This is a genomic window from Klebsiella planticola (genome assembly GCF_000783935.2).
GTDB classification, from domain to species: Bacteria; Pseudomonadota; Gammaproteobacteria; order Enterobacterales; family Enterobacteriaceae; genus Klebsiella; species Klebsiella planticola.
Genome location: NZ_CP026047.1, coordinates 3,007,112 through 3,033,384, shown reverse-complemented (window position 1 = coordinate 3,033,384; position 26,273 = coordinate 3,007,112). Strand labels below are relative to the sequence as shown.

At 57.3% G+C, this 26,273-nt stretch carries 23 protein-coding genes; 14 read left to right on the top strand and 9 right to left on the bottom strand.

From position 1 onward, the window contains the following. Positions 1-8: 8 nt before the first annotated feature. Both ybbP and ybbA read right to left on the bottom strand, forming a co-directional pair. Entirely contained in the window at positions 9-2,423 is a 2,415-nt protein-coding gene (gene ybbP / locus MC50_RS14685; RefSeq protein WP_032689176.1) for a putative ABC transporter permease subunit YbbP, read from the bottom strand. Beyond that, positions 2,420-3,106, bottom strand: a complete 687-nt coding sequence (gene ybbA / locus MC50_RS14680; protein ID WP_032689236.1) for a putative ABC transporter ATP-binding protein YbbA — start codon at positions 3,104-3,106, stop codon at positions 2,420-2,422. The genes ybbP and ybbA overlap by 4 nt, the downstream gene beginning before the upstream one ends. On the opposite strand from ybbA, the gene tesA reads away from it, so the two are divergent. The 3 genes from tesA to MC50_RS14665 are packed head-to-tail and all read left to right on the top strand — an operon-like array spanning position 3,077 to position 5,412. Next, positions 3,077-3,700, top strand: a complete 624-nt coding sequence (gene tesA, locus MC50_RS14675; RefSeq protein WP_032689237.1) for a multifunctional acyl-CoA thioesterase I/protease I/lysophospholipase L1 — start codon at positions 3,077-3,079, stop codon at positions 3,698-3,700. The two genes, ybbA and tesA, sit on opposite strands and share 30 nt — an antisense overlap. Then, positions 3,690-4,499 carry an SDR family oxidoreductase gene (locus tag MC50_RS14670; RefSeq protein ID WP_166673303.1) on the top strand — a complete coding sequence of 270 codons (810 nt, stop codon included), beginning with the start codon at positions 3,690-3,692 and terminating at the stop codon, positions 4,497-4,499. Before tesA ends, MC50_RS14670 begins: the two co-directional genes overlap by 11 nt. 58 nt (positions 4,500-4,557) lie before the next feature. After that, positions 4,558-5,412: a co-chaperone YbbN gene (locus MC50_RS14665; protein ID WP_032689178.1), complete on the top strand. Its 855-nt coding sequence runs from the start codon at positions 4,558-4,560 to the stop codon at positions 5,410-5,412. Positions 5,413-5,632: 220 nt separating this feature from the next. On the opposite strand, the gene fetB is transcribed toward MC50_RS14665, so the two are convergent. Both fetB and fetA read right to left on the bottom strand, forming a co-directional pair. After that, positions 5,633-6,415 carry an iron efflux ABC transporter permease subunit FetB gene (gene fetB / locus MC50_RS14660; protein WP_032689179.1) on the bottom strand — a complete coding sequence of 261 codons (783 nt, stop codon included), beginning with the start codon at positions 6,413-6,415 and terminating at the stop codon, positions 5,633-5,635. Continuing rightward, positions 6,402-7,079, bottom strand: a complete 678-nt coding sequence (gene fetA / locus MC50_RS14655; protein ID WP_047664249.1) for an iron efflux ABC transporter ATP-binding subunit FetA — start codon at positions 7,077-7,079, stop codon at positions 6,402-6,404. The genes fetB and fetA overlap by 14 nt, the downstream gene beginning before the upstream one ends. Positions 7,080-7,218: 139 nt before the next feature. Here fetA and MC50_RS14650 point away from each other — a divergent pair, with 139 nt between their 5' ends. Next, positions 7,219-8,136, top strand: a complete 918-nt coding sequence (locus MC50_RS14650; protein WP_032689181.1) for an SPFH domain-containing protein — start codon at positions 7,219-7,221, stop codon at positions 8,134-8,136. Next, complete coding sequence (locus MC50_RS14645) at positions 8,133-8,597, top strand: NfeD family protein (RefSeq protein ID WP_032689182.1); 465 nt, start codon at positions 8,133-8,135, stop codon at positions 8,595-8,597. The genes MC50_RS14650 and MC50_RS14645 overlap by 4 nt, the downstream gene beginning before the upstream one ends. Here the strand turns inward: MC50_RS14645 and cueR are convergent. Next, entirely contained in the window at positions 8,594-9,004 is a 411-nt protein-coding gene (gene cueR / locus MC50_RS14640) for a Cu(I)-responsive transcriptional regulator (RefSeq protein ID WP_032689183.1), read from the bottom strand. The two genes, MC50_RS14645 and cueR, sit on opposite strands and share 4 nt — an antisense overlap. 293 nt (positions 9,005-9,297) lie before the next feature. On the opposite strand from cueR, the gene MC50_RS14635 reads away from it, so the two are divergent. The 7 genes from MC50_RS14635 to ybaK all read left to right on the top strand — a co-directional run bounded on the left by MC50_RS14635 (position 9,298) and on the right by ybaK (position 17,721). After that, positions 9,298-10,692: an MFS transporter gene (locus MC50_RS14635; RefSeq protein ID WP_032696510.1), complete on the top strand. Its 1,395-nt coding sequence runs from the start codon at positions 9,298-9,300 to the stop codon at positions 10,690-10,692. Between the two features lie 106 nt (positions 10,693-10,798). Beyond that, positions 10,799-11,830, top strand: coding sequence for a LacI family DNA-binding transcriptional regulator (locus tag MC50_RS14630; protein ID WP_032696511.1), 1,032 nt, complete (start codon positions 10,799-10,801; stop codon positions 11,828-11,830). Then, on the top strand, positions 11,805-12,824 hold the full coding sequence (locus tag MC50_RS14625; protein ID WP_047664245.1) for a nucleoside hydrolase: 1,020 nt from the start codon (positions 11,805-11,807) through the stop codon (positions 12,822-12,824). The genes MC50_RS14630 and MC50_RS14625 overlap by 26 nt, the downstream gene beginning before the upstream one ends. A 61-nt stretch (positions 12,825-12,885) precedes the next feature. Then, positions 12,886-13,599 carry an MgtC/SapB family protein gene (locus tag MC50_RS14620; protein WP_032689187.1) on the top strand — a complete coding sequence of 238 codons (714 nt, stop codon included), beginning with the start codon at positions 12,886-12,888 and terminating at the stop codon, positions 13,597-13,599. Between the two features lie 93 nt (positions 13,600-13,692). Then, complete coding sequence (copA, locus tag MC50_RS14615; RefSeq protein ID WP_032700675.1) at positions 13,693-16,194, top strand: copper-exporting P-type ATPase CopA; 2,502 nt, start codon at positions 13,693-13,695, stop codon at positions 16,192-16,194. 51 nt (positions 16,195-16,245) lie between these two features. Then, positions 16,246-17,040, top strand: coding sequence for a TraB/GumN family protein (locus tag MC50_RS14610; protein ID WP_032696515.1), 795 nt, complete (start codon positions 16,246-16,248; stop codon positions 17,038-17,040). 201 nt (positions 17,041-17,241) lie between these two features. Further along, positions 17,242-17,721: a Cys-tRNA(Pro)/Cys-tRNA(Cys) deacylase YbaK gene (gene ybaK, locus MC50_RS14600; RefSeq protein ID WP_004858826.1), complete on the top strand. Its 480-nt coding sequence runs from the start codon at positions 17,242-17,244 to the stop codon at positions 17,719-17,721. A 140-nt stretch (positions 17,722-17,861) separates the two neighbouring features. On the opposite strand, the gene ushA is transcribed toward ybaK, so the two are convergent. Beyond that, entirely contained in the window at positions 17,862-19,514 is a 1,653-nt protein-coding gene (ushA, locus tag MC50_RS14595) for a bifunctional UDP-sugar hydrolase/5'-nucleotidase UshA (RefSeq protein ID WP_032700676.1), read from the bottom strand. A 163-nt stretch (positions 19,515-19,677) separates the two neighbouring features. Between ushA and MC50_RS14590 the strand changes: the two genes are divergently transcribed. Next, positions 19,678-20,898 carry an MFS transporter gene (locus MC50_RS14590; RefSeq protein WP_047664242.1) on the top strand — a complete coding sequence of 407 codons (1,221 nt, stop codon included), beginning with the start codon at positions 19,678-19,680 and terminating at the stop codon, positions 20,896-20,898. Between the two features lie 345 nt (positions 20,899-21,243). Then, positions 21,244-22,920 carry a YbaL family putative K(+) efflux transporter gene (ybaL, locus tag MC50_RS14585; protein ID WP_032689193.1) on the top strand — a complete coding sequence of 559 codons (1,677 nt, stop codon included), beginning with the start codon at positions 21,244-21,246 and terminating at the stop codon, positions 22,918-22,920. A gap of 99 nt (positions 22,921-23,019) precedes the next feature. Here ybaL and MC50_RS14580 read toward each other — a convergent pair whose 3' ends face one another. The 3 genes from MC50_RS14580 to adk form a co-directional block, all read right to left on the bottom strand. Beyond that, a complete protein-coding gene (locus tag MC50_RS14580; RefSeq protein ID WP_032689194.1) occupies positions 23,020-24,324 on the bottom strand; it encodes an inosine/guanosine kinase in 1,305 nt (434 codons plus the stop codon). 63 nt (positions 24,325-24,387) lie between these two features. Continuing rightward, entirely contained in the window at positions 24,388-25,350 is a 963-nt protein-coding gene (gene hemH, locus MC50_RS14575) for a ferrochelatase (RefSeq protein ID WP_032696517.1), read from the bottom strand. A gap of 127 nt (positions 25,351-25,477) precedes the next feature. Beyond that, on the bottom strand, positions 25,478-26,122 hold the full coding sequence (gene adk, locus MC50_RS14570) for an adenylate kinase (RefSeq protein WP_032689196.1): 645 nt from the start codon (positions 26,120-26,122) through the stop codon (positions 25,478-25,480). Between the last annotated feature and the right edge of the window lie 151 nt (positions 26,123-26,273).

Sequence of the window (26,273 nt, the reverse complement as noted above, 5' to 3'; positions counted from 1 at the left end):
CCATCCAGTCACTGACTGAACTGGCGAAACAAGGCTTTGCCTTTTAATAAACGCAACCCTAGCCAGCCACCGCATAACGACAGCAGGAGCGCACCACACAGCGGCAACATCACCCACAGTCGCCAGTCCGGCGTCCACGGAAAATCAAAGACTTTGGTTTGCAGCATCGCCAGCGCCACCTCCGCGCCGATGGCCGCCACTACGCCGGAAACCACGCCCAGCAACGCAAACTCCGCCCACAGCGTGGTACGCAACAGCGACTTTCCGGCCCCCAGCGTGCGCCAGACCACCAGCTCCTGATAGCGCTGGCGCATACCGACCTGAACCTGCGCCAGCAGCAGTAAAATGCCGCACGCGGTCACCAGCACCACCATCACCTCCAGCGCCCGACTGACCTGTGTCAATACCTGGCCCACCTGACGAAGAATCGCGCCAATATCCAGCAGGCTGACGGTGGGGAATTCGCGATTAAGCTGCGTCAACAGCGTATTGCCGTTATCCCAGCGGAAGCTGGTCAGCCAGCTTTGCGGCTGCCCGTCGAGCGCCCCCGGCGGGAAGATAAAGAAGAAGTTTGGCCGCAGGCTCTCCCAGTCAACTTTACGCACGCTGGACACTTTCGCGCTAAAGTCCTGAGTATCCCCGGTAAACGTCACGCTATCGCCAGGCTTGACGCCCAGCCGCTGCGCCAGCCCCTCTTCAATCGAGACCTCCCCGGCTTTCGGCGGCCAGCTTCCGGCCACCAGCGGATTATGATCCGGCCGCTCGCTGCGCCAGGTCAGATTCAGCTCACGGTTCAACGCTTCGTCTTTATTGTTCTCCGCCGCCTGACCGTTAATCTGCGTCAGGCGGGCACGCACAATCGGGTAAAACTCGGTCGCCGTAACATGATGCCCGGCGAGGAACGTTTTCACCGCAGCGACCTGCTCCGGGGCAATGTTGATTAAGAAGTAATTGGGGCTTTCCGGCGGCAGCTGCTGCTGCCAGCGATCCAGCAGATCGCCGCGCAGCACCAGCAGCAGCGCCAGCAACATAAACGACAGCGAAAATGCCGCCAGCTGACTCAGGGTTGACCACGGCTGGCGCAGCAGACGGTTCACCGCCAGACGCAACGGCAGCGCTTTCAAGGTCAACCGTTTCAACATCCACAGCAGCCCCCAGCCCAACACGCCGCACAGCAGCGCCAGTACCACGGCACCGGCCAGTACCGCCCATAGCAGCGGGCTTCCGCCCATCAGCCAGGCCAGCAGAATCACCACCACCGCACACACCAGCGGAATATACAATTTCAGCGGCCAGACGTTGGCAACGACATCCTGACGCAGTACCCGCAGCGGCAGCGTTGCCAGCAGCAGGCGATAAGGTCGTAACCCCACCAGCAGCGAAATCACCACCATCGCGCCGATCGCCCACAGCCACGGCCAGCCGCTGGCCGGCGGTAAAGCCACCGGTAGCACCGGTTTTAGCATCAACAGCAGAATCTGCTCGAGCCCCGCCCCCATCGCGCCGCCGGTCACCGCCGCCAGCGCCAGCAGCATCAGCCACTGGCCGACAATAAGCTTACGCAGCTGCGCGCGTCCGGCGCCAAGAGTTTTCAGGATCGCCACCAGATCGTAGCGGCTGCGGCAGTAATGGCTCATCGCCACCGCCACCGCGGCCACCGCCAGCAACAGAGTCAACAGCGCAGACAGCAGTAAAAACTGCTGCGAGCGTTCCAGTGATTTGCCTAAGGCGCTGTCGTCCTGCTCCAGGCCGATCCAGCGATGTTCAGGCCCCAGCTTCGGCAGGAGCCACTTTTCATAGTCCGCCAGCTGCTGCGGGGTTCCGGCGTACTTATAGCGCCAGGAGACACGGCTGCCGGGCTGTACCGCGCCGGTTTTCGCCACATCGGCGGTGTTCATCATCAGCCGCGGCGCCATCTGGAAAGGGTTGAAGCCGGCATCCGGCTCTTGTAGCACCTCGCCAGCAATACGCAGCGTGGCATCGCCGACATCAAGAGTATCGCCGATTTTTAAGTTCAGCAGCGCCATCAGGCGCGGGGCCAGCAGCACGCTTCCGGCCTGCGGTTTCAGGCCCGGCGGCTGCGTCTCCAGCTTACCGTAAAGCGGATAGGTATCATCCACCGCCTTCACATCCGCCAGCTGCGGCGTATCGCCGGCAAAGGTCATGGTGGCGAAGCTCAGCTGCTCTCCGACGGTGAGTCCGAGCCTGCGCGCCTCGTCAATCCACTCGGCAGGCACCTCACGCGAGCTGCGCAGCGTCCGGTCCCCGGCCATAAATTCGCGACTCTGTTGGCTGAGACCCTTTTCCATCCGATCGCCGATCGACCCCAGCGCCAGCACGCAGGCCACCGCCAGGCTCAGTGCCAGCCAGACTATCAACAGCGAGGGCGAGCGCCATTCGCGCCAGAACCAGCGGGCAATCATGCTTCCTCCCGCAACAGGCCGTCCACCAGGCGCAGCCGCCGATCGCAGCGCGCCGCCAGCAGCGGATCGTGGGTCACCAGGATCAGGGTGGTACCATGCTCTCGATTAAGGGAAAACAGCAGATCGGCAATTTTGTCGCCGGTATGGCGGTCAAGATTGCCGGTAGGCTCATCGGCAAACAGCAGCTCAGGCCGACCGTTAAACGCGCGGGCGAGCGCCACCCGCTGCTGCTCACCGCCGGAAAGCTGCGCCGGCAGATGATGAAGACGTTTACCCAGCCCCAGTTGCTCCAGCAATGCCCGGGCGCTGCCACGGCTTTGGTTATCGGTCTCACCGCGAAGCAGCGCCGGAAGCTCGACGTTTTCCAGAGCATTAAGCGTTGGAATCAGCATAAATGACTGAAAGACAAAGCCGACATGTTTGGCCCGCAGCCGCGCCCTTGCCTCTTCATCCATCGTATGCAGCGGCTGGCCGAGTAAGGAGACCTCACCGCTGCTGCCGTCATCCAGCCCGGCAAGTATCGCCAGCAGGGTCGATTTCCCCGACCCCGACTCGCCAATCAGGGCGATGGTCTGCGCCGGTTTGACAACCAGCTCAACTCCGGTAAGGATGGAAAGCTGATGCTCTCCCTGACCGACGGACTTCTTAAGATGATGAACTTCAAGTATGTTTTCCGCTGGCATTTGCCTTTCCTGTTTCTGATTTTTTTTGCCTGCCGCGCCATGGCCGCAGACAAGCTATTAGTTCTTGGCGATAGCCTGAGCGCCGGTTATCGCATGGCCGCCAGCGCCGCCTGGCCTGCGCTACTCAACGATAAGTGGCAGACCACCACGCCGGTCATCAACGCCAGCATCAGCGGCGACACCTCGCAGCAAGGGCTGGCAAGACTCCCGGCGCTGCTCAAGCAGCATCAGCCGCGCTGGGTGCTGGTCGAACTGGGAGGCAACGACGGGCTACGCGGCTTCCCGCCCCAGCAAACCGAACAAACTCTGCGGACGGTGATTCAGGATATCAAAGCCGCCAACGCTCAGCCGTTGCTGATGCAAATTCGCCTGCCCGCCAACTATGGCCGTCGTTATAATGAAGCCTTTAGCGCCCTGTATCCGGCCCTGGCCAAAGAGTTTGATATTCCTCTGCTGCCCTTTTTTATGGAAGAGGTCTATCTGAAACCCCAGTGGATGCAGGATGATGGCATCCACCCCAATCGCGATGCCCAGCCTTTTATTGCCGACTGGATGGCAACCCGGCTGGCTCCCTTAGTTAATCATGACTCCTGATCTTCAGGCGTCGCTTGCAGGTAAAGTTATGCAAAAATCGGTTTTAGTTACAGGCTGTTCCAGCGGTATTGGTCTTGAAAGCGCCCTCGATTTAAAACGCCAGGGCTTTAACGTCCTGGCCGCCTGCCGTAAAGCGGACGACGTGACGCGGATGCAGGAGCTCGGGCTGACCGGTATTTTGCTGGACCTCGACGATCCGCAAAGCGTTGAACGCGCCGCTGCGGAGGTCATCGCCCTGACCAATAATCGCCTGTACGGGCTGTTTAATAACGCCGGATACGGCGTCTATGGCCCGCTCGCCACCATTAGCCGTCAACAGATGGAGGCGCAGTTTTCCGCCAACTTTTTTGGCGCACACCAGCTGACGATGTTACTTCTGCCGGCAATGGAGCCGCACGGCGAAGGGCGTATCGTCATGACCTCATCGGTCATGGGGATCATCTCCAGCCCCGGTCGCGGCGCCTACGCGGCCAGCAAATATGCGCTGGAAGCCTGGTCCGATGCGCTGCGTATGGAGCTGCGCTATAGCGGCATTAAGGTCAGCCTGATTGAGCCCGGTCCCATCAACACCCGTTTTACCACCAACGTCAACCAAACCCAGCGCGATAAGCCGGTGGAGAATCCGGGTATCGCCGCACGCTTTACCCTCGGCCCGGAAGCGGTGGTGGAAAAAGTGCGCCATGCTTTTACCAGCGACAAACCGCAATTACGCTATCCGGTGACGCTTGTCACCCACGCCGTGGCGCTGCTCAAACGCCTGCTGCCGACGCGACTGATGGACAAAATTATCCAGGGCTAAGTTGAAGCTCCGGCTGTCGCCCCCATGTATACCCAAAATCGACTAAAGAGATGCGCTCATGTCAGTACAGAATGTTATCAATATTACCGAAGCTAACCTGCACCAGACGCTGGAGCAATCCGTTACTGCGCCGGTGCTGTTTTATTTCTGGTCAGCGCGCAGCCAGCACTGCGAGCAGCTGACGCCGGTTCTGGAAGGACTGGCTGCGCAATACAACGGGCAGTTTACGCTGGCGAAAGTGGACTGCGATGCTGAGCAGATGCTTGCCTCACAGTTTGGCCTGCGCTCAATCCCGACGGTTTATCTGTTCCAGAACGGCCAGCCGGTAGACGGCTTCGAAGGCCCGCAGCCGGAGTCAGCCATCCGTGCGCTGCTGGATAAAGTGCTGCCCCGCGAAGAGGAGCTCAAAGCTCAGCAGGCGCTGGCGCTGATGCAGGAAGAAAAATATCTTGAGGCTCTGCCGCTGCTGAAAGACGCGTGGCAGATGTCGAACCAGGACAGCCAGATTGGCCTCCTGCTGGCGGAGACGCTGATCGCGCTGCAGCGTTCCGACGAAGCCGAAGCGGTGCTGAAAACCGTTCCTATGCAGGATCAGGATACCCGCTATCAGGGGCTGGTCGCGCAGATTGAGCTGCTGAAACAGGCGGCCGATACGCCGGAAATTCAACAGCTGCAGCAGCAGGTTGAACAGCATCCTGAAGATGCCGCGCTGGCCGCTCAGCTCGCGCTGCAGCTGCATCAGGTTGGCCGCAATGAAGAAGCGCTGGCGCTGCTGTTCAGCCATTTGCAGAAGGATTTAGGCGCCGGAGACGGCCAGGTACGCAAGATGTTGCAGGAGATCCTTGCCGCACTGGGTACCGGCGATGCCCTGGCGGCGAAGTACCGCCGTCAGCTCTATTCGCTGCTGTACTAATCCCCTTATCCACGTCAATCCCCCCGGTCGCGCTACGCTTACCGGGGCTACGGGGCGAAAACGCCGCACCTGTTCTCCGAAACGCCCCCGGTCGCGCTGCGCTTACCGGGGCTACGGGGCGAAAACGCCGCACCTGTTCTCCGAAACGCCCCCCGGTCGCACTGCGCTTACCGGGGCTACGGGCGGCACTGTCGTGCCGCCATCCGGGGAGTCGTTACGTTTATGAGTGCTTTTTCAACTGCGTCACCACCAGCTGATGGCGGGCGTTAAAGAACTTGCGGTAGGTCAGATAGCCGGCGATGATCGTCGACAGACTGGCGGTAGAGAGCAGCATAAACGTCACCATAATCTGGTATTTAATGGCCTTCACCGGATCAATGCCGGCAAAAATCAGCCCTGACATCATGCCGGGCAAACTCACCAGCCCCACCGTTTTAGCCGAATCGATAGTCGGGATCAGCGATGCGCGAATACTGTCGCGAATTAACCCGGCAGCCGCCATTTTCGGCGTGGCGCCCAGGCTGAGCTTCTCCTGAATTTGCTGCTGCTCGCTGTTGAAGCGCTGTCCCATATTGTTGTAGCACAGCCCGACCGCCACCATCGCGTTCCCGGCCACCATCCCGGCGATCGGAATCACCTGCATCGGCACAAAAGCAATGGAGCCGGAGAAGACCAGCACCGCCAGCGTCAGTCCGGCGCCGGTCGTAATGGCAATAAATGACGACAGGAAGGCCTTATCAATATATTTGCTGCGCTTTTGCGCGTTCCATGCCGCGTTAAAGCAAATAAACAGCACCATCAGCAGCGTCAGCAGCGCGTGATTGACGTTGAAGATATATTTCAGGACGTAGCCGACAATAATCAGCTGCACCACCGCCCGACAGATACTCCAGACGATATCTTTTTCCAGCGCCAGTTTTTCCCGGTAGCTCACAATAATCGCCACCAGCACCAGCACCATCGAAAGCGCCAGCGATTCGTTGGTAATATTATGCCCGTTCATGAGACACCTCCTGAGCGCTGCCGCCGGCGGGCTGCAACGTGATCACCTCATCAGCATGGGCAATTTCATTGCGATCGTGGGTGACCCACAGCACCGCAATATTTTTTTCCGTCACATAACGATGAATAATATCGTTGACGTTGTGTTTATTACTTTCATCCAGCGCGCTGGTAATTTCATCAAGCAACAATACCTGGGGCAAAAATTGCAAATTACGGATCAGCGAAACCCGCTGCTTTTCTCCCCCAGAAAGCTCATTGATTGATTTTTCCAGCGTATTTTCCGCAAGACCAAAGCGTTGTAAATCAGCGACCAGCGCCGCAGGATCCGGCTGCTGATGGCGAATCTGCCAGGGAAAAATCAGATTATCATAAACCGAGTCACCAAACAGCGCCGGGGTCTGCGCGCAGTAGGAGACCTGCTGGCGGTAGGTTTCCGGCGAGAGCGCCGTAATATCCCGATCGGCAAAAAAAATCTGCCCGGAGGTAGGACTCAGCAGCGAGGCGATAATTTTCAGCAAGGTGCTTTTTCCACAGCCGGAAGGCCCGGTAATCAGCTTAAATTCTCCGGCCCGCAGCTGGAGATTTATATTATTAAGAATGACCGTCCCGTCGACCTGAAAGCCAACATTCGCAAGACGCAAAATAGCGTTATTTTCCTTCATTATTGTTCCACTTTTTTCCCACAACCCTGCTAGTTTACTCCAGTTTCCTTTCGCCTGGGTGAGGAGAAAGATATACTCAATTTAAACCTGCGTCATTTTTTCTGGCGCCTCATCAGGCAATAAAACAGGAGGTTTTTTGATGCTGATCTTTATCCCCGTACTCATTTTCGTCGCGCTGGTTATCGTCATGGCGGGCGTTAAAATTGTCCCCCAGGGCTTCCAGTGGACCGTTGAGCGTTTCGGCCGCTACACCATGACGCTGCAACCGGGTTTAAGCCTGGTGGTGCCATTTATGGATCGGATTGGCCGTAAGATTAATATGATGGAGCAGGTGCTTGATATTCCCTCCCAGGAGGTTATTTCACGCGATAACGCCAACGTTACTATTGATGCCGTGTGCTTTATTCAGGTCATTGATGCGCCAAAAGCGGCTTATGAGGTCAGCAATTTACAGCAGGCGATCGTCAACCTGACGATGACCAACATTCGTACCGTTCTTGGCTCGATGGAACTTGACGAAATGCTCTCCCAGCGCGACAGCATTAACACCCGCCTGCTGCATATTGTCGACGAAGCGACGAACCCGTGGGGCGTCAAAATTACCCGCGTCGAAATTCGCGACGTGCGCCCGCCGGCTGAACTGATTGCCTCGATGAACGCCCAGATGAAAGCCGAACGAACCAAACGCGCCTATATTCTTGAAGCCGAAGGGATACGCCAGGCCGAAATTCTCAAAGCCGAAGGGGAAAAGCAGTCGCAGATCCTGAAAGCGGAAGGGGAACGCCAGTCGGCATTCTTACAGGCCGAGGCCCGCGAACGTTCTGCGGAAGCGGAAGCCCGCGCGACGCAGATGGTCTCGTCCGCTATCGCCTCCGGCGATATTCAGGCGATTAACTACTTTGTGGCCCAGAAATACACCGATGCGCTGCAGAAAATTGGTTCCGCCAATAACAGCAAAGTGGTGATGATGCCGCTCGATGCCAGCAGCCTGATGGGCTCTATCGCCGGTATCAGCGAGCTTATCAAAGAAGGTTCTGGCGAACGGAAAAAATCATGATCGCGCTCATTCTCGCCCATCCGCATATTTTCTGGCTGAGCCTCGGCGGACTCCTGCTGGCCGCTGAAATGCTGGGCGGCAACGGCTATCTGCTGTGGAGCGGCATCGCCGGCGTAGTCACCGGACTCCTCTCCTGGGGGCTGCCCTTCGGCTGGGAGTGGCAGGGCACGCTGTTCGCCGCGATGACCTTGCTGGCCGCCTGGCTGTGGTCACACTGGCTGCGCAGGCAGGTCGCGCGCCAGAAACCGGCCGACGCGCAGCTCAACCAGCGCGGCAAGCAGCTGGTCGGCCGCGTCTTCATGCTGGAAAGCCCGCTGATCAACGGCCATGGTCACGTACGGGTTGGCGACAGCTCGTGGCCGGTGGTGGCCGATGAGGACCTTGCCGCAGGCAGCCACGTAGAGGTACTGGCCGTCGAAGGTATTACGCTGCGCGTGCGGGCCACCGCGCCACGCCGCTAAGCCTGCGCCTTGCGGTGGCAGCAGCCGGAAAGGTTGTCGATAATTGGACAATCGGCGCCGTCATCGCCGGGACAGGCTTCCGCCAGCGCCAGCAGATGCCTGCGCATATTTTGCAACTCGCTGATATGGCGCTCAATATCCGCAACTTTATCCAGCGTTCTGCGCTTAACGTCCGCACTGTGCCGCGACGGATCGTTAAACAGAAAGATCAGTTCGCGGCACTCCTCAAGATTAAACCCGACCTGCCGCGCCTGGCGCAGTAAGGTCAGTTCATCCAGGTGCCGTTGACTGTAGCTGCGATAGCCGTTTTCACTGCGCAGCGGCGGCGTGACCAGTCCCTTCTCTTCATAAAAGCGAATCGCTTTACTGGTTAAGCCGGTTTTTTTTGCCACATCGCTGATATTCACGTGTCCTCCGTCGATTGGCGCCTACAGAGCATCATTATAACTCACTTCCCGCCATCGCCTACCGGGCGACGCCTCAGGAAGCCTTCTTCCTTTCAGAGTAGCGCGTCCGGGGCATCATTTTCTGTAACAATTGCCTGTTATAAGTGATCGCTTTCGCAATCCTGACTCTTTCATCTTTCAATTCTACGCGGGTAGATCTATTAATCTGCCGAAGAAATATAATATCTACGCGAGTAGAACATGAAGAGTTAAAACCTGCGGCTTTTGTCGACAGCTCACTTCAAGGAGTTCTTATGAACACGCATTCATCCTCTGTTCCCCTGACTGACGGCCAGCAGGCTGCCCAGGAGCGCATGGAAACCCCCGAAGGGCGCCGCGAATTCTGGCGAGCGACGTTTTCCTGCTGGTTAGGCACCACGATGGAATATGCCGATTTTGCGCTCTACGGACTCGCCGCCGGTATTATCTTTGGCGATGTCTTTTTTCCACAGGCCACCCCAGTCATGGCGCTTCTCTCCAGCTTTGCCGCCTATTCCGTTGGTTTTATTGCCCGGCCCATCGGCGCGCTGCTGTTTGGCTGGATAGGCGACCGGCACGGACGCAAAATTGTCATGGTGATCACCATCGGCCTGATGGGATTCTCAACCATGCTAATCGGCTTAATTCCCGGCTACGCCCAGATTGGCGTATGGGCGCCGGTGTGCCTGGTTATTCTGCGATTTACTCAAGGGCTGGGGGCCGGAGCAGAACTCTCAGGCGGCACCGTGATGCTCGGTGAATACGCCCCCGTGAAGCGCCGCGGGCTGGTCTCTTCCATTATCGCTCTCGGCTCCAACAGCGGCACTTTACTCGCCTCTCTGGTCTGGCTCGTTGTCTTACAAATGGACAAAGATGCGTTGCTCAGTTGGGGATGGCGCATCCCTTTCCTCAGCAGCATTCTCATCGCCGCGACGGCGCTGTTCATTCGTCGCCATATCCGTGAAACTCCGGTCTTTGAACGACAAAAAGCGCTGCTCAAGGCCGAACGTGAAAAATCGCTGCGCCGCGGCCAGGCCATGAAACAGCAGGACACCCGTAGCTTCTGGCGACGCACCCGTGCGTTCTGGACAATGGTCGGCTTACGCATCGGCGAAAATGGCCCATCCTACCTCGCCCAGGGTTTTATCATTGGCTATGTCGCCAGGGTTCTGATGGTCGATAAATCGGTCCCGACGGTGGCCGTGTTTATCGCGTCGATTCTGGGATTCGCCATTATTCCGCTGGCGGGCTGGCTTTCCGATCGCTTCGGTCGGCGCATCATCTATCGTTGGTTCTGTCTGTTACTGATCCTCTACGCCTTCCCGGCCTTTATGCTGCTCGACTCCCGTGAGCCGTGGATTGTTATCCCCACCATCATTACCGGTATGGGGCTCGCTTCGCTGGGTATTTTCGGTGTCCAGGCGGCCTGGGGCGTTGAGCTTTTTGGCGTGACTAATCGCTATACCAAAATGGCCTTCGCCAAAGAGCTGGGCTCAATTATGTCGGGCGGTACCGCGCCGCTGGTGGCCTCGGCGCTGCTCTCGTTTTACGGGCACTGGTGGCCTATCGCAGTCTATTTCTCGCTGATGGCCGCCATCGGTCTGGTGACCACCTTTTTCGCTCCGGAGACGCGCGGACGCGATCTCAATTTACCTGAGGACGCAATTTGAGCACGGAGAACGCTGGATGCGCGTTCTTTACCCAAGATTTTTGGGGGACAACACCTTATGCTGTGCGGAAAAGAGAATGCTCTGAACTCAACCAGGTAGGTGCCTCGTGACCCAATCACATTCACAACGCGTAACACGTTCCGATGTCGCAAAGGAGGCGGGAACATCTGTCGCTGTCGTGAGTTACGTTATTAATAACGGTCCACGTCCCGTTGCCGAGGCGACCCGGCAGCGCGTGTTGCAGGCGATCAAGAAAACCGGTTACCGGCCCAATGGTATCGCCCGCGCTCTGGCCTCGGGGAGTACGCAAACTTACGGGCTTGTGGCCCCGGATATCTCAAACCCGTTTATTGCCTCCATGGCGCACGCCCTGCAGCGCGAAGCGTTTGCTGACGGCAAGGTCCTCCTGCTGGGGGATGCGGGTGATAACAGCGGACGGGAGCGTGAACTGATCAACAACATGCTCAATCGCCAGGTTGACGGCCTGATTTATACCAGCGTTGACCGGCACCCGTATATTGAGTTGATTGAAGAGAGCGGCACGCCCTGCGTGATGTTGGATCGCGTCGATGCCGGATTAAACGTCAGCGTTATTCAGGTGGATGAACAGCTGGCGGCCTGGCAGGTGACGAAACATCTTATCGATCACGGCTACCGCGATATCGGCATTATCTGTGGCCCGCGTGAAATGCTCAACACCCAGGATCGTATTCGGGGATGGCAGTTAGCGCTGGAAGAAGCGTCGCTGGCGGTCACTCCTGGCTGGATTTTTTCGACCAACTATACGCGGGCAGGAGGCTATGAGGCGACAAAACGTATGCTGCAGGGTAAGCCTCCGCGCGCGCTGTTCGCCACCAATGAACAACAGGCGATCGGCTGCTTACGCGCGCTGGCAGAGCACGGGCTGCGTGTGCCCCAGGATGTGGCGCTGGTCTGCTTTAACGCCACACAAGAATCGGCTTACAACGTCCCTTCCTTAACGGCCGTCCGCCAGCCCGTCGACAAAATGGCCCGGGCGGCGATCGACATGCTGAAAAACTGGGACGGTAAGGTTCGCCGCGTTGAATTTGAGTTTTATTTACGAGTGGGAGAGTCGTGTGGCTGCCAGGGACATGAAGTACAACCTGAGACAAGATGAAAATGAATCCATGCGCGTGATTATCGACTGCGACCCGGGGAACGGCGTTCCGGGTGCCAATATCGATGATGGCCTGGCGCTGGCGTTGGCGATTGCCGCACCGCAAATCACCCTGGAAATGATCACCACCGTGGCAGGCAATACGCCGGTAGAAACCGGCTATGCCGTCGCCAAAGAGCTCGTCCGACAGCTAGATATCCCGGTTTCGGTCTACCGCGGCGCCGCCCGCGCCCTCAGAGAAGACCCGCTGCCGTGGCGCGAAAAACTCGATCATGGCGTCGATCGCGCTGGCTTACGCCAGCTATGGTCGGACGTCCCTGCCCCGCCAACGTGCCAGGCCGTGCAGCCTCTGGCACCACAGGCCATCGGCGAGCTGATCTGCAACCATCCCGGCGAGATAACGCTGATTGCCACCGGACCACTCACCAATGTGGCGATAGCGCTACAGCTCTATCCCGACATCGTTGGTACGGTTAAAAACATCGTGATCATGGGCGGGGTGTTCAACGTTGCGGGCTATATAAAGGACACCAATTTTGGTTTGGATCCTGAAGCGGCACACGCCGTACTCACCAGCGGTGCGCCTGTCACGCTGGTGCCGATGGATGTCACCACGAAAACGCAGATGCTTCATCGCGATCTGGATCGTCTGACTTCGGTAAATAACGGGCTTAGTCGTTATCTGGCCCAGACTGTTCGCCCGTGGATCGCCTACTCAATGCAGACCCGCAACCTGCCCGGATGTTGGATCCATGATGTGTTAACCGTTGCCTGGTTACTTGATCCGACAATGGCGACGACGACAGAAGATTACCTCGACGTCTCCCTGGAAGGCATCACTCGCGGTATGACCTGCCGCTACGGGCGTGACGGCCTGCGCCTGGAGGTGGGGATTCCCGAGCCGCAAGGCGCGACAGTACGCATCCTCGAAAGTATCGATAATAACCATCTTCTGGCGCTGCTCGAACACTATATTCACCGTTACCGCGCCTAGCATTCCGGCACAGGCAAGAGGAACAGCACGCGCTGCGCGGGCAGGGTTTTGCGGAGGAAAAATGAATACGTTGGCGCTCATCTTATCTGGCGAGGGAGAATCTGCTTTCATTACGCTATGCAAAATTGGCGTGGCTTTTATTCTCGGCGGAATCATCGGTCTGGAGAGAGAATCAAAAGGTAAGCCGGTTGGCTTTAAAACCTGCGTGATTATTTCCGTAGCCAGCTGCGTCCTGACGATTGTCTCGATCCAGTCGGCGGAGTATTACGCTGAGATCTCCGCCAACATCCGCAGCGATCCGATGCGCCTGGCGGCGCAGATCATCAGCGGCGTCGGATTTCTCGGCGCGGGGGTGATCCTCCACCGCCATGATGATGCGATTTCCGGGCTGACGACAGCGGCAATAGTATGGGCTTCCGCAGGGGTAGGCATTACCAGCGGCGCCGGTTTTTATCTCCATGCTCTTCTCGCCACCGGATTATTCCTGCTGGCGATCAAGCTCAGTTATTTCGTCATTTTTTTACAAACTAAAAATCAGTCACCCGGCAAAGTAAAAATCCGCATTATCCTTGATGAAAAATCCGGCTTAGAAACGCTAATAACGGGTATTACGCAGCAAAAAAATATTATCGAAACCATCACGATCCGTGATTTAAAAAAGGGAAAAATAGAGGTCAACCTTAAGCTGGTGGTGAGGAAAAAAATGACCTTACCCGAACTGTACAGCAGCCTTTCTTCTCTGGAACATGTCTGCGCGATTGCGCTGGAACACTAAAAACGCCGCGAAAAATAAACACCTTGACCTTCCCCTTGCTGGAAGGTTTAACCTTTATCACAGTCAGTCATCCCTGTCATAAAGGAGTGTGTTATGTCTCAAACCATCGACCTGGCCCTGGACGGTTTGTCCTGCGGTCACTGCGTCAAACGCGTAAAAGAAAGTCTCGAACAGCGCCCGGACGTTGAGCTGGCGGAAGTCACCGTCACCGAAGCGCACGTGACCGGTAGCGCCAGTGCAGAAGCGCTTATCGAAACCATCAAGCAGGCCGGTTACGGCGCAGAGTTAAGCCACCCAAAGGCTAAACCGCTGGCGGAGTCATCAATCCCGTCGGAAGCGCTGACAGCGGTCTCTTCTGAGCTTCCGGCAGCGACGGCTGATGATGAAAGCCAACAGCTGCTGTTAAGCGGCATGAGCTGCGCCAGCTGTGTTTCCCGGGTACAAAACGCGCTGCAAAGCGTACCGGGCGTCACGCAGGCACGGGTAAACCTCGCGGAACGCACTGCGCTGGTTATGGGCAGCGCGTCCGCCGCAGAATTAGTCCAGGCGGTGGAGAAGGCAGGCTACGGCGCCGAAGCGATCGAAGATGACCAGCAACGCCGCGAACGCCAGCAGGAAACCGCTATCGCCACCATGAAACGCTTCCGTTGGCAGGCGATTGTTGCCCTGCTGGTGGGGGTGCCGGTCATGGTCTGGGGAATGATCGGTGACAATATGATGGTCAGCGATGATAACCGTTCCCTGTGGCTGGTTATCGGGCTTGTCACCCTGGCGGTGATGGTCTTCGCCGGCGGCCATTTCTATCGCAGCGCATGGAAAAGCCTGAAAAACGCGACGGCCACCATGGATACGCTGGTGGCGCTGGGAACCGGCGTAGCTTGGCTCTATTCCATGAGCGTCAACCTGTGGCCGCAGTGGTTCCCGATGGAGGCTCGCCATCTCTACTATGAAGCCAGCGCAATGATTATCGGCTTAATTAACCTCGGTCATATGCTGGAAGCCCGCGCCCGTCAGCGCTCCTCAAAAGCGCTGGAAAAACTGCTCGACCTGACGCCACCGTCGGCGCGGGTTGTCAGCGAAGAGGGTGAAAAAAGCGTGCCGCTGGCCGACGTTCAGCCGGGGATGACCCTGCGTCTGACCACCGGCGACCGGGTTCCGGTTGACGGCGTGATAAGCCAGGGCGAAGCCTGGCTGGATGAGGCAATGCTGACCGGCGAACCGATTCCACAACAAAAAACGGATGGCGACACGCTGCATGCCGGTACCGTGGTCCAGGACGGCAGCGTTCTGTTTACCGCCAGCGCCGTCGGCAGCCAGACAACGCTTGCCCGTATCATCCGCATGGTGCGCCAGGCGCAAAGCAGCAAACCGGAAATCGGCCAGCTGGCGGATAAAATCTCCGCCGTATTCGTGCCGGCCGTGGTGGTTATCGCCCTGTTCAGTGCGGCAATCTGGTACTTCTTCGGGCCGGCACCGCAAATTGTCTATACCCTGGTGATCGCCACTACGGTGCTGATTATCGCCTGCCCTTGTGCGCTGGGCCTGGCGACGCCGATGTCGATTATCTCCGGCGTGGGTCGCGCGGCGGAATATGGCGTGCTGGTTCGCGATGCCGATGCGCTGCAGCGCGCCAGCCAGCTCGATACCATCGTTTTTGATAAAACGGGCACCCTGACCGAAGGTAAACCGCAGGTGGTGGCGGTAAAAACCTTTGCCGAGGTTGATGAGCCCACCGCGCTACGTCTTGCGGCGGCACTGGAGCAAGGCTCCAGCCACCCGCTGGCGCGGGCGATCATCGAGAAAGCCGCCGATAGTCAGCTGCCGGTCGTCAACAACTTCCGCACCCTGCGCGGACTCGGCGTCAGCGGCGAGGCAGAAGGCCGTACCCTGCTGCTCGGTAACCAGGCGCTGCTTAATGAGCAAAAGATTGCCACCGCCGCCGTAGAAAGCGAGATTGCCGCCCAGGCATCACAAGGGACAACGCCGGTGCTGCTGGCGATCGATGGCCAGGTCGCCGCACTGTTCGCTATTCGCGACCCGCTGCGTAGCGATAGCGTCGCTGCGCTGGCTCGCCTGCACCGCCAGGGTTATCGTCTGGTGATGCTGACCGGGGATAACCCCACGACCGCTAACGCGATTGCCAAAGAGGCAGGCATCGACGAAGTGATCGCCGGCGTGCTGCCGGACGGCAAAGCTGACGCTATCAAGCGTCTGCAAAGCCAGGGGCATCAGGTGGCGATGGTCGGTGACGGCATCAACGACGCGCCGGCGCTGGCCCAGGCCGACGTCGGGATTGCGATGGGCGGCGGGAGCGATGTTGCCATTGAGACGGCGGCCATCACCCTGATGCGCCATAGTCTGAACGGCGTCGCGGATGCGCTGGCGATTTCCAAAGCCACGCTGCGCAACATGAAGCAGAACCTGCTGGGCGCCTTTGTGTACAACTCGCTGGGGATCCCCATCGCCGCCGGAATCTTATGGCCGCTGACCGGAACTCTGCTTAACCCGGTGGTAGCCGGTGCCGCTATGGCGCTCTCTTCCATTACCGTGGTCAGCAACGCCAACCGGCTGCTGCGCTTTAAACCGAAAGACTAGATGTTATGACCCATACGCGCTAGCATGAAGACTTCACACTACGGAGCGCGTATGGGCCTGTTAAACCGAATAAAAATGCTGTGGCGTGCCGCCGTCGGCGCGTCTTATTCCTGGCCCGCACTGGATATTACCCTTCCCGGAGAGCGCTATTTGCATCTGGTCGGCAGTATTCATATGGGCACCCGCGACATGTCCCCTCCTCCCGCCAGGCTACTGAAAAAAATTCGTCAGGCCGACGCCCTCATCGTGGAGGCGGATATCACCGGCAACGAAACGCCCTTTGCTGACCTCCCCGCCTGCCCGCCGCTGGCCGAGCGTTTAACCCCGCAGCAGCTCGTCGAGCTGGAGAGTCGGGCCGCGGAACTCGGGCTGTCGACGGCGCCGTTTGACAGCCAGCCGCTCTGGCAGGTGGCGATGGTGTTACAGGCAACGCAGGCTCAGAAGCTGGGGCTGCGTGCGGATTACGGCATTGACTACCAGCTGCTGATGGCCGCGCGTGAGAGCAAGGTGCGGGTGATGGAGCTTGAAGGCACCGACAGCCAGATAGCGCTGCTGCGCGACCTTCCGGACGGCGGACTGGCGCTGCTGGAGGATACGTTGACCCACTGGCGCACCAACGCCCGTCTTTTGCAGGTGATGATCGGCTGGTGGCTGGAGCAGCCGCCCGCCAAAGGCGTCACCACGTTGCCGACAACCTTCAGCCAGTCGCTGTACGATGTGCTCATGCATCAGCGCAATCAGGCGTGGCGCGAGACGCTGCTGGCGCTGCCGCCGGGGCGCTATGTTGTCGCCGTCGGGGCGCTGCATTTATACGGTGAAGGGAATCTGCCTGATATGCTGACGTAAAAAAATGGCCAATATTTCTATTGGCCCGTCAAAGAGGAATTTCATCATTATTATTATCCCGGAATTTGCATTCCGGATCGTTCGATTGTCGCTCAAAGTGACCATCACTGCCAATACTATTGCGCAAGATGGTACTATTTTTTACACATTCAACGGGCGTATGCTGACAGCACCTGAGATCGGTTGGTAAGAAGGATAAGTATGACTCCCGCCGTTAAGTTACTCGAAAAAAACAAAATTGCTTTTAAGATCCACAGCTACGATCACGACCCCAATGAAACCAACTTCGGCGATGAAGTGGTACGCAAGCTGGGGCTGAACGCAGACCAGGTTTATAAGACGCTGCTGGTCGCGGTCAACGGGGATATGAAACATCTGGCCGTGGCGGTGACGCCGGTGGCCGGGCAGCTGGATTTGAAAAAAGTGGCCAAAGCGCTGGGCGCGAAGAAGGTGGACATGGCGGATCCCATGGTCGCCCAGCGTACGACCGGCTATCTGGTCGGCGGCATCAGCCCGCTCGGACAGAAGAAACGGCTACCGACGCTGATTGATGCCCCGGCCCAGGCGTTTAACGCCATTTATATTTCTGGCGGCAAGCGCGGGCTGGACATTGAACTGGCGGCCAGCGATTTAGCGAAGATTCTCGACGCCAAATTCGCCGATATCGCCCGCCGCGATTAATCGCGCCTCAGCGTACAGGGACCTGTAAAACGGGGCTATCCCGAAGGCGGCGCGTCGCGCCTGACCAGGCTACTCATCCCCCAGATCGTGGCGAATCCGTAGCCCGGTCAGCGCAGCGCAACCGGGGTTATCCTCACGCGTTACTGCCAGCTCACCTCGCCTTTCGGCTCATAGGCGGCCGCATCCAGCGGTGAGTTTTTCTGGATATACTCTTTCAGCACTTCGGCATCGATAAAACCGGTATTCACATAACCCGGTTTGGTGTCGATATGCGGATAGCCGTCACCGCCGGTCCCGTTAAAGCTCAACGTTGCCATCCGGTAGGTCTTCGTCGGATCGACCGGTTCGCCTTTGATTTTCAGATCATTCAGCTTGCCGTCTTTCGCCACGAAGCTGACGTTGGCGAACTGCGGATAGGCGCCGGAGTCAGGTTTCATCTGCGCCACGGCGGTCAGATATTCCGTCACTTCCTTGCCGCTCATATCGACATACACCAGCACGTTACCGAACGGCTGCACCTTCATGACATCTTTATAGGTAATATCCCCGGCTTCGATGGAGTCACGAATACCGCCGCCGCTCATCACGGCAAAATCGGCATTGCTACGCGCCATTTGCGCCGCCAGCAGCAGGCGTCCCATATTGGTCTGCACGAAACGTACCTTGCTGCGATCGCCTTCAAGATGCCCATTCACGCTGCCAATTTTGACCTGAAGCTGCGCTTTGCCTTTATTCTGGAATGGCGTCAGCAGCGACAGCATCTGCGGGTTTTCCGGGATTTGCGGCGTATAGAGCACGCGTTCGCTCTGGCCGTTATCATAGGTCACCTTCTTCTTCAGATTGACCGGGATCAGCTGATAGTGCACCAGCTTCATCTCGCCGTTGCGGAACTCAAAATCCGCACGACCGACATATTTCCCCCACTCGTGCGCCTGAACGATCCAGATCCCATTCTGTCTGTCCGGCGCGCACGGCGTGCCCGGTACATAATCGATCTGTTTTTTATTCTCCGAAGCCATACAGACCGGATCCTGCGAATGACCGCCGACGATCATCGCCAGCGATCCTGCCGGCAGACTGCGCGCCATTTCGACATCACCCGGGGCGTTAGAACCATGATTTCCGTTGTCGTAATGGCCCATATGGGTGGTCGCCAGAATCACATCCGGTTTTTCATTCAGCTGCAGCTCCTGGATAACCAGTTTGGCCTCGTCCGCCGGTTTGCGAAATTCAATGTCGGTGAAATATTCCGGGTTACCTATCCTGGCCGTGTCATCGGTGGTCAGGCCAATAACCGCGATTTTTAACCCCCCGCGTTTAAACAGCGCCCAGGGTTTAAACAGGCGCTCGCCGGTGCTTTTTTGGTAGATATTGGCGGAGAGGAACGGAAACTTAGACCACTTCTCCTGCTGGCGCAGTACGCTGAGCGGATTATCAAACTCATGGTTGCCCACTGCCATCGCATCATAACCAATCAGGTTCATGCCGCGAAAATCTGGCTCTGCGTCCTGCAAATCCGACTCCGGCACACCGGTATTTATATCGCCGCCGGACAACAGCAGAACGCTTCCGCCCTCAGCGGCGACCTCTTTGCGGATCCCGTCGACCAGCGTCTTTTGCGCCGCCAGACCATATTCACCGTAATCATTACGCCAGAAATGCCCGTGGTGATCGTTGGTATGCAGGATAGTGATTTTATAGGTTTTATCCTGCTCATAAGCCTGTGCGGATAAGCTTCCCAAAGACAGCGCGGTAAATAGCCCCAGCGCTAGCGCCCGTTTTAAAAAATGCATATTTCTCTCCCTGACTTAATAAACAAGTGCCGAAAGTATAGCGAGTTACGTCGACAGACAAATATGTTTTCCGAATTGAGACTTCCTTCAAACCTTAGGGGCAGGTATGTTAGTCAGATAATAATTCTACCTGCATCCACAATAACGCTCTCAAAGTGAACCTATGGCGACGAATCAGACCGTTCAACCCTTATCCGGCCCCGCTGCTGCGCCGCAAAAAGCACGCACCTCGTTTGGTATTCTGGGCGCCATCAGCCTTTCCCATTTACTGAACGATATGATCCAGTCGCTGATTCTGGCGATTTACCCGCTGCTTCAGTCGGAGTTCTCCCTGACCTTCGTGCAAATCGGGATGATTACCCTGACCTTCCAGCTGGCCTCTTCGCTGCTTCAGCCGGTGGTCGGCTACTGGACCGACAAATACCCGATGCCATGGTCGCTGCCGATCGGCATGTGCTTCACCCTCAGCGGCCTGGTGCTGCTGGCGCTGGCCGGAAGTTTTAGCATGGTGCTGCTTGCCGCCGCGCTGGTGGGTACCGGTTCTTCGGTATTCCATCCGGAATCGTCGCGCGTGGCGCGGATGGCCTCCGGCGGCCGTCATGGACTGGCTCAGTCGCTATTCCAGGTCGGCGGTAACTTTGGCAGTTCTCTGGGTCCGCTGCTGGCGGCGGTGATTATCGCGCCATACGGCAAAGGTAACGTCGCGTGGTTCGTCCTGGCCGCGCTGTTGGCCATCGTCGTGCTGTCGCAAATCAGCCGTTGGTATGCCGCACAGCATCGGATGAATAAAGGTAAACCGAAGACCGTCGTCGCCAGTCCGCTGCCGAAAAACAAAGTGATTCTTGCCGTCGGCATCCTGCTGATGCTGATTTTCTCGAAATATTTCTATATGGCGAGCATCAGCAGCTATTACACCTTTTATTTGATGCATAAATTCGGATTATCGATCCAGAATGCGCAGGTTCATCTGTTTATTTTCCTGTTTGCCGTTGCCGCAGGAACGGTGATTGGCGGGCCAGTAGGCGATAAAATTGGGCGTAAATATGTAATTTGGGGCTCGATCCTCGGCGTGGCTCCCTTTACCCTTGTTTTACCCTACGCGACGCTGGAGTGGACGGGGATTTTGACCATGATCATTGGATTTATCCTCGCATCGGCATTTTCGGCAATCCTGGTCTACGCCCAGGAGCTGTTACCGGGACGTATCGGCATGGTTTCTGGTCTGTTTTTCGGTTTCGCATTTGGTATGGGTGGCCTCGGAGCCGCCGTTCTGGGGCTGTTAGCGGACCACACCAGTATCGAGCTGGTTTATAAAATCTGTGCTTTCCTGCCACTTCTCGGCATATTGACGATATTCCTTCCTGACAACCGCCAAAAATCCTGATTATATGGCGGCTAAAGTGAAACTTTGGCCGCCGTAATCCCTTATCCTGTGAGCACTCCCGCTCATTAGCTGCCGTAGTTTTCCGATCTGTGCCTTTTTGCGGGTTAATTCCATTTTTCTGCATAATTCAACAATTATTCATAAACAAAACGGCTAAAACTGTCATAAACTATTACTCGGTTTTTTAGGTTTAGACACCTACCTCCGGGTTGCCGCAAGGTAGCGCGCGTGAATCTCTGACGCAGGGATGATTCGGTGAATGCGCGAAGCTAACGCAGAGGCAGCCTGAAGGATCGCGTGTTTAATACTGAAAATGGATTGGCTCACCACATACAAGGAGACGGAATGCACCACGCAACACCGCTTATCACCACCATTGTCGGTGGGCTCGTACTCGCTTTTATCTTCGGCATGATTGCCAATAAGCTGCGCATTTCGCCACTGGTGGGCTACCTGTTAGCAGGCGTGTTATCCGGCCCCTTTACACCAGGCTTCGTTGCCGATACCAAACTGGCGCCGGAGCTGGCTGAACTCGGCGTCATATTGCTGATGTTTGGCGTCGGGCTGCACTTCTCCCTGAAGGATTTGATGGCGGTAAAGTCGATCGCCATTCCCGGCGCGATTGCCCAGATAGCCGTGGCAACGCTGCTGGGTATGGCGCTTTCTGCCGTGTTGGGCTGGTCGCTGATGACCGGCATCGTATTTGGCCTGTGTCTCTCTACCGCCAGTACCGTGGTGCTGCTGCGCGCGTTGGAAGAACGGCAGCTTATTGATAGCCAGCGAGGGCAGATCGCCATCGGCTGGCTCATCGTCGAAGATTTAGTAATGGTTCTGACGCTGGTTCTGCTGCCGGCCGTCGCCGGTATGGCGGAGAAAGGCGATGTTGGCCTGGCGTCGCTGGCCGTCGATATGGGGATCACCATCGGGAAAGTGATTGCCTTTATCGCCATTATGATGCTGGTAGGTCGTCGTCTGGTACCGTGGATTATGTCCCGCAGCGCCGCCACCGGCTCCCGCGAACTGTTTACCCTGTCGGTTCTGGCCCTCGCTCTCGGGATCGCCTTCGGTGCGGTTGAGCTGTTCGACGTCTCCTTTGCGCTTGGCGCATTTTTCGCCGGTATGGTCCTGAACGAATCCGAACTCAGCCACCGCGCCGCGCACGACACGCTGCCGCTGCGCGATGCGTTCGCCGTGCTGTTCTTTGTCTCCGTGGGAATGCTGTTTGATCCGATGATCCTGCTGGAGCAACCGCTGGCGGTGATGGCGACGCTGGCGATCATTATCTTCGGCAAGTCGGTGGTCGCCTTTTTCCTCGTACGGATGTTCGGCCACTCGCCGCGCACCGCGCTGACCATCGCCGCCAGCCTCGCGCAAATCGGTGAGTTCGCCTTTATTCTCGCCGGGCTTGGCATGGCGCTGAACCTGCTGCCGCAGGCCGGACAAAATCTGGTACTGGCCGGGGCGATTATCTCTATCATGCTTAACCCGGTGCTCTTTGCGCTGCTGGAAAAATACCTCGATAAAACCGAAACGCTGGATGAGCAGACCTTCGAAGAAGTGCTCGAAGAAGAGAAGCAAATTCCGGTCGATATTTGCAACCACGCGCTGCTGGTAGGCTTTGGCCGCGTCGGAAGCCTGCTGGGCGAAAAACTGATGGCCCAGGGTATTCCGCTGGTGGTTATCGAAACGTCGCGCACCCGCGTCGATGAGCTGCGCGCGCGCGGTATTCGTGCGGTGCTGGGCAATGCGGCGAATGAAGAGATCATGAATCTGGCGCATCTGGACTGCGCCCGCTGGCTGCTGCTGACCATTCCTAACGGCTATGAGGCCGGGGAAATCGTCGCTGCCGCCCGCGAGAAATGCCCGAATATCGAGATTATCGCCCGGGCGCATTATGATGATGAAGTGGATTACATTACCGAACGCGGCGCAAACCAGGTGGTGATGGGCGAGCGAGAAATCGCCCGCGCGATGTTGCTGCTACTGGAGACGCCGCCGGCGGGTGAAGTGGTTACCGGATAATCCCCTACCATGGCGCCTCTCGGATAGCGAGAGGCGCTCAGCCAGGCCTTGCAACTGTTGCGCTCTCCCCCCTCACGCGGCGCAAGAGGGGAAACGGGCTTAACGCTCCCAGTATGCCTCTTCCAGACTATCTTCTCGTTCCGGCAGGCCGCGGGTTAAACGCGGCGAATGCTGGTTCAGCACCTGATAGCTGACGCGGTTCGCATATTTGCACACCTGCGCCAGCGACGAGTAGGTCAGCCACTTGCACTTGTGTTTACTGGAGTTCGGCACGTTATTCCGGTGATAGTTATTGGCGGTGATATCGTGCAGCAACGCCGCCAGCGCCCCGTCACCGGCGCCGTTGGTATTCATGATTTTCTCAGGCCCACCCATGTACGGCGCGATATGCGAGTAAATCCGTAGCGGGTTAACGCAATCCTGGTGACGCATCGCCCGGCTGAACTCATACTGGTTGAATTCGGCAATCGCCCCCGGCAGCAGCGGATGCTGAGTTTTACGTTTGGCTTCCTCTTCCGTAAAGCTGGCCATATACAGCCCCGCTGGCCCGGCGGTACACAGTACCAGGTCCACCCACTCCAGCGCCTTATCCGAAGCCAACAGCGGATCGGACAGTCCGGTCAGCGCTTCGGCTTCTTCTTCATTCATCGCCAGAATAGAGACGTTCTCCTTGAGGAACTGCTGCCACCATTCCGGATTATCGGCAATGACGTACTTCGTTCCCAGCGTCAGCACCACCGGTACATCATGCTTTTTGGCATACTCGATGGCTTTCATCGTCGCATCCGGCATCGGCTCGCCAGGCTTGCAGCGCACCAGATACGAAGTCAGCACCAGCGCAGAGGCACCGGCAATCACCTCTTCCGGAATGCTTTCCGGACGCAGCTTATTCATGTGGCCCGGACTGATGGCAAAGGTTCGTTCGCCCGCGTCGCTAATCAGGGTAAAACAGCGGCCAATGGCCCCGTCCACCCCTTGCAGATAGTTCAGGTCAGTACGGCTGGAGGTGTTGCACAGATAGCGATAGGCGTAGCCGCCGATTTCGATATTGCTGCACATGACCCCCAGTAATACCGAGCGGTCATCGGCCAACACCGAATAATTGTGCATGGTATTGCCAATCGTTCCGCCGGCAAACTGGTGGGTAATTAAATTATTCCGTACCAGCTCCTGGTAGAGCGTTTCAGCGACATCATCTTCGATGACCAGAGAATGGCCGGCGCTGAGGCCGTAGCGCACGATAAACGCTTCATCTACTTTGGCTTCGATATCAACCAACGTTTGATCGATGCCGACCACCCACGCGACGTTGGATTCATTTTCCGGCTGCGTTTGTTGCAACAGCGGATCGCGGGCATTAACGGGAAAGTAGTGTTTGGATTTGCGTTTACCGGGAAATTTCATAGTGGCGATTTAATGGCAGTGAACAAGCGGGGAATAATAGCATATTCCCCCTGCCGCACGCGATTAGCGATACGGCGCCGTCAGGTTCACCATCATTTCGATATGCGCACTGTCCGCATTTAGCGCCGGGATATATTCATATTTCTGCCCGCCGGCCTCGAGGAAGACTTCCCGGTTCTGCACCGCAATCTCCTCCAGCGTTTCCAGACAATCCGCAGCAAAGCCCGGGCAGATCACCTGAATATGCTTCACCCCCTTCTCGCCCAACATTTTCAATGTCTCGTCGGTGTAGGGAGTCAGCCACGGCTCACGGCCAAAGCGCGACTGGAAGGTCATCATCGCACGATCCGGCGAAAGTCCCAGCGCGGAGACCAGCTCGCGGGTGGTATCGCGGCAGCGCTGCGGGTAATCATCGCCTTCCTGGGCAAAGCGCTGCGGTATGCCGTGATAAGAAAGCAGCAGCACATCCGGTTCGCCGTGCACGGCAAACGATGCGCGAACGCTGGCAGCCAGCGCATCGATATAGCTGGCATCATCGGCATAATCACGAATAAAGGAGATACCGGGGATGGCCCGCTTTTTCGCCAGAATTCTCGCCAGCTCATCCCATACTGCCGCCACGGTGGAGCAGGAGTATTGCGGATACAGCGGCAACACGACGATGTGGCCAACATCCTGGGCCAGCAGTTCATCCACCGCGCTTTCCAGCGCAGGCGAGCCGTAGCTCATGCCTAAAGCAACCGGCGTATCAGGGAGGCGCGCGGCCAGAGCCTGCTGCTGTCGACGGCTGTAAACCATCAGCGGCGAGCCCTCGTCCATCCACACGGACTGATAAAGTTTCGCGACCCGCGGCGCGCGCAGGGGCAGTATCACGCCGCGCAGAAGCGGCCACCACAGCAGACGGGGCGTATCAACCACCCGCTTGTCGCTGAGAAATTGTCGCAGATAGCGCTTCACCGCATCGGGCGTGGGCGCATCGGGAGTGCCTAAGTTGGCTAACAAGATACCTGTTTTCGTCTGATGCATTACCGCCTCTTAACCATTTGAATCGCTGACAATTGTAGCTGAAATGGCGCTAAACGGAACCAATCAGAGAAAAAGGTAGAATGAGAGATGTTCTCATCCCGCCGCGGCAGGATGAGAACCAACGGGATTAACCGAGGATTTTTTCCAGCTCAACGCGCACGTCGGAAACGGCTTTCGTACCGTCAACCTTCGCGTACCGGGTGTTGCCCGCTTCAGCTTCTTTCTGATAGTAACCGATCAGCGGCGCCGTCATCTGATGGTATTCCACCAGACGCTTACGTACGGTCTCTTCCTGGTCATCTTTACGGGTGGTCAGCTCTTCACCGGTCACGTCGTCTTTGCCTTCAACCTTCGGCGGGTTGAATTTGATGTGGTAAACGCGACCGGAAGCCGCGTGTACGCGACGGCCAATGATACGGTCAACGATCAGTTCGTCCGGTACAGCAAATTCCAGAACGTAATCAACGGCGATGCCCGCTTCTTTCATGGCGTCAGCTTGCGGAATGGTGCGCGGGAAGCCGTCGAGCAGGAAACCGTTACGGCAATCTTCCTGGGTGATACGCTCTTTAACCAGCGCAATCACCAGTTCGTCGGTCACCAGCTTGCCGGCGTCCATAATGTCTTTTGCCTGTTTGCCCAGCTCGGAGCCAGATTTCACCGCAGCGCGCAGCATGTCACCGGTAGAGATTTGCGGAATTCCGTATTTCTCCATGATGAACTGAGCCTGAGTTCCTTTACCCGCGCCCGGAGCGCCAAGCAGAATAATACGCATTACGAAAATCCCCTCAAAAGTCGATTCAATTTTTCAAAAACGCTAAACCATACCACCAGAACGCAGATGGCTCAAGGAAGGCGGAGCGGCTGAAACGGTTAATGGAGGGTTTATTTTGCTTGAAAGGCGGATTTTACGCCATCAGAGGCGG

What these genes read in the sequence shown, in the direction of transcription:
- ybbP (WP_032689176.1), bottom strand. Translation starts at nt 2,423, where the DNA reads ATGATTGCCCGCTGGTTCTGGCGCGAATGGCGCTCGCCCTCGCTGTTG.
- tesA (WP_032689237.1), top strand. Translation starts at nt 3,077, where the DNA reads ATGAACTTCAAGTATGTTTTCCGCTGGCATTTGCCTTTCCTGTTTCTG.
- ybbA (WP_032689236.1), bottom strand. Translation starts at nt 3,106, where the DNA reads ATGCCAGCGGAAAACATACTTGAAGTTCATCATCTTAAGAAGTCCGTC.
- MC50_RS14670 (WP_166673303.1), top strand. Translation starts at nt 3,690, where the DNA reads ATGACTCCTGATCTTCAGGCGTCGCTTGCAGGTAAAGTTATGCAAAAA.
- MC50_RS14665 (WP_032689178.1), top strand. Translation starts at nt 4,558, where the DNA reads ATGTCAGTACAGAATGTTATCAATATTACCGAAGCTAACCTGCACCAG.
- fetB (WP_032689179.1), bottom strand. Translation starts at nt 6,415, where the DNA reads ATGAACGGGCATAATATTACCAACGAATCGCTGGCGCTTTCGATGGTG.
- fetA (WP_047664249.1), bottom strand. Translation starts at nt 7,079, where the DNA reads ATGAAGGAAAATAACGCTATTTTGCGTCTTGCGAATGTTGGCTTTCAG.
- MC50_RS14650 (WP_032689181.1), top strand. Translation starts at nt 7,219, where the DNA reads ATGCTGATCTTTATCCCCGTACTCATTTTCGTCGCGCTGGTTATCGTC.
- MC50_RS14645 (WP_032689182.1), top strand. Translation starts at nt 8,133, where the DNA reads ATGATCGCGCTCATTCTCGCCCATCCGCATATTTTCTGGCTGAGCCTC.
- MC50_RS14635 (WP_032696510.1), top strand. Translation starts at nt 9,298, where the DNA reads ATGAACACGCATTCATCCTCTGTTCCCCTGACTGACGGCCAGCAGGCT.
- MC50_RS14625 (WP_047664245.1), top strand. Translation starts at nt 11,805, where the DNA reads ATGAAGTACAACCTGAGACAAGATGAAAATGAATCCATGCGCGTGATT.
- MC50_RS14620 (WP_032689187.1), top strand. Translation starts at nt 12,886, where the DNA reads ATGAATACGTTGGCGCTCATCTTATCTGGCGAGGGAGAATCTGCTTTC.
- copA (WP_032700675.1), top strand. Translation starts at nt 13,693, where the DNA reads ATGTCTCAAACCATCGACCTGGCCCTGGACGGTTTGTCCTGCGGTCAC.
- MC50_RS14610 (WP_032696515.1), top strand. Translation starts at nt 16,246, where the DNA reads ATGGGCCTGTTAAACCGAATAAAAATGCTGTGGCGTGCCGCCGTCGGC.
- ybaK (WP_004858826.1), top strand. Translation starts at nt 17,242, where the DNA reads ATGACTCCCGCCGTTAAGTTACTCGAAAAAAACAAAATTGCTTTTAAG.
- ushA (WP_032700676.1), bottom strand. Translation starts at nt 19,514, where the DNA reads ATGCATTTTTTAAAACGGGCGCTAGCGCTGGGGCTATTTACCGCGCTG.
- MC50_RS14590 (WP_047664242.1), top strand. Translation starts at nt 19,678, where the DNA reads ATGGCGACGAATCAGACCGTTCAACCCTTATCCGGCCCCGCTGCTGCG.
- ybaL (WP_032689193.1), top strand. Translation starts at nt 21,244, where the DNA reads ATGCACCACGCAACACCGCTTATCACCACCATTGTCGGTGGGCTCGTA.
- MC50_RS14580 (WP_032689194.1), bottom strand. Translation starts at nt 24,324, where the DNA reads ATGAAATTTCCCGGTAAACGCAAATCCAAACACTACTTTCCCGTTAAT.
- hemH (WP_032696517.1), bottom strand. Translation starts at nt 25,350, where the DNA reads ATGCATCAGACGAAAACAGGTATCTTGTTAGCCAACTTAGGCACTCCC.
- adk (WP_032689196.1), bottom strand. Translation starts at nt 26,122, where the DNA reads ATGCGTATTATTCTGCTTGGCGCTCCGGGCGCGGGTAAAGGAACTCAG.